At 69.0% G+C, this 1,582-nt stretch carries 2 protein-coding genes; one reads left to right on the top strand and one right to left on the bottom strand.

The window, feature by feature from the left end; genetic code table 11:
- Nucleotides 1-677: hypothetical protein (locus tag AD89_RS20225; RefSeq protein ID WP_025780962.1), on the top strand; the 677-nt coding region annotated here is incomplete at its 5' end.
- Between the two features lies 1 nt (nucleotide 678).
- Here the strand turns inward: AD89_RS20225 and AD89_RS20220 are convergent.
- Nucleotides 679-1,582, bottom strand: a 904-nt coding sequence (locus AD89_RS20220; RefSeq protein ID WP_025780961.1) for a GNAT family N-acetyltransferase, incomplete at its 5' end; no start/stop codon positions are given.

Here is a 1,582-nt window from a genome sequence, read left to right as displayed (position 1 = left end):
CGGATCTGCGCGCCGTCATCCGCGGCCCCTGCGCGCAGGCTGCCGGCGGGGACGGTGCCGATGTGCAATTCGCACCCGACGTCGCGGCACGATTCGATTCGTCGATGTCCGGGGCGGGCACGAGCATCCTCGGCGGACCACCCGGCATTCCGGAGTCCCGAAAGGGATTCGCTCCACGCTGGCGGGGTCTTGACCAACCTGCGGTCGCGTCCGAGGAATTTTTCGGCAGCATGCCGGGCGGCATCCCCATCGGTGTCGACGCATTCGGCGACCCTGTCATGTGGGATCCCCGGCGGGACGGTTCGGTGCTCACGGTTCGCGGTTCTCCGCAGAGCGGCAAGACCGGATTCGCGACTTACCTGGACAGCCTCGGCGGAGTCTCTGTCCACGATGATGCGCATCTGGAGTCGGATCCGGTCGACTGGGATCTGCTCGACGGACGCTGCCATGTGCTCACCGCGCCGACACGGTTCACTCCCGGCTATGGCTCCCCACTGGCCAAGGCTCAGAATCTCGGACCGCTTCTCGTTTTAGGCGTCCACACCGGGCAGGATCTCACCGCGCTCGGAGTGCTGCGACAGGCTCCGCTCGACGGGCTGCCGGGGACCGGCCTGTTCATCACCGAGGATCAGGCCCGCCCCGTCCGCGTCGTCAGCCTCGATGGGAGTCGAACCTGACTCAGCTCACGTCGGCAGGCGGTCCTGAGAGGGTCTCGTAGCGGTAGAGCTCGGTGGCGGTTCCAGCGTCGAGCAGGCGGTCGGCCAGCGCCGAGACCACGGGCATTCCGCTCGTGACTTCGATGACGACATCGGCGTCGACCGACAGCCGCGCCAGCAGGAGTTCGGCGTCGGCGACAGCCGCGGCGAAGTCCTCGCCGCCTGTCTCGGCGGCATCGTCACGGGTTTCGAACATGGATCCGAGGATGAGCTCGGTCGGCGGTTCCTCAACGGCCTGATCGACGACGGCGGTCCCGTCCCCGGCACCGGTTCCGGCACCCGGTTCACCGGCCGAGGGCAGAACGCCGGCGGACTCATCGGCTTCTCGCGCATAGGACACGGCGAAGGCGCTGAGCCCGCCCGCCTCGGCGGTCCCGTCAGCGCCATTGAGCAGAGCAGCACCGTGAGCACCGGCCGCCTCGGAGAGGAACGCGTTGTTCACCTGTCCGATGGTCAGGGGACCCACGGCATCGACGCGGTTGACGGCGCTGTACCAGTTGAGGAACGCCTTCGTCAGCTTCACCGAACCGGTGGCGACGATCTCGAGGTCTTCGGCCCGACCGCCTCCGGCCGGGGGCAGAGCTCCGGCGGGCACCTTGATCACGCGAGTCGTCGTCAGCGGGGTGAAGCCGAGCGCCTGCGCGAAACCCTCGCCCGGGCTGCCGGCATGGACACGGGCGCGCAGATCGAGACCTTCGAGCGCAGTCCCCCGCGTCTCGGCGCACACCGCGTCGAAGAGCTCACGCCCCTGACCCTGGCCCTGCTCCTCAGCGGCGACCTCCACATGGACCCACGCCCGGTAGGGGTGAAGCGGGGATTCGGCGATCGCGGCGGCTCCGACGGGAACGTCGGGGACCACCTCGGCG

It is taken from the genome of Brevibacterium sp. VCM10 (assembly GCF_000583215.1).
Lineage (GTDB): Bacteria > Actinomycetota > Actinomycetes > Actinomycetales > Brevibacteriaceae > Brevibacterium > Brevibacterium linens.
This window is presented reverse-complemented; position numbering and strand designations above follow the sequence as displayed.